This window comes from Mesorhizobium sp. M1088, assembly GCF_040318575.1.
Lineage (GTDB): Bacteria > Pseudomonadota > Alphaproteobacteria > Rhizobiales > Rhizobiaceae > Mesorhizobium.
Genome location: NZ_JAMYMO010000128.1, coordinates 1 through 728 on the forward strand (window position 1 = coordinate 1; position 728 = coordinate 728).

Below are 728 nucleotides of genomic sequence, written 5' to 3' on the forward strand. Positions count from 1 at the left end.
GCCAAGCGCAACAATGGCGATGTGGTCTGGCGCAGGCCAAGCTATGCGACCATCCACCGAATGATCGAGAACCCGATCTACGGCGGCGCCTACGCCTATGGTAAGACTCGTGCTGCGTCGGGATATGATGCAACAGCCATTCGTTCGCGCAGCCGCCGTAAGGCGCGTGATGAATGGCTGGCGCTGATCCCGGGTGCACACGAAGGCTACGTCAGCTGGGAAAGGGCGGAAGCGATCCGCAAGATGGTGAGCGACAACGTGCCCACGAGCCGGCATCACGGGGCGCCCAAGCATGGCGACGCTCTGCTCGCCGGCCTTGTCCGCTGCCGGCGCTGCGGCCGCAAGCTGACGGTCCGCTACACGGGAACCAAGCACAACATTCCGCGCTATTCCTGCTGGCGTGGTCTGCTTGACAATGGCGAGCCGCGTTGCATCGCCTTCGGTGGACTACGCGTCGACGACGCCATCGAGGAAGCTCTTCTGCGGGTTGTCGAGCCGGCAGCGATAGCCGCGGCCGTCGAGGCCGAAGCGCAAGCGGCCAGTCGCCGCGATCAGGTCCGCGATGCTCTGATGCGCGATCGCGAGGCGGCACGCTACAACGCCGATCGGGCGTTCCGGCAATACGACGCCATCGATCCGCAGAACCGGCTGGTCGCGGCGGAACTGGAGTTGCGATGGAACCGGGCGCTTACGCGTGTCGGCGAGATCGAGAGCAGGATTGCCGCGCA

1 protein-coding gene is annotated in these 728 nt (G+C 65.2%); it reads left to right on the forward strand.

What is annotated here, in order from left to right:
- Positions 1–728, forward strand: a 728-nt coding sequence (locus NKH49_RS34790; RefSeq protein ID WP_352930227.1) for a recombinase family protein, incomplete at both ends; no start/stop codon positions are given.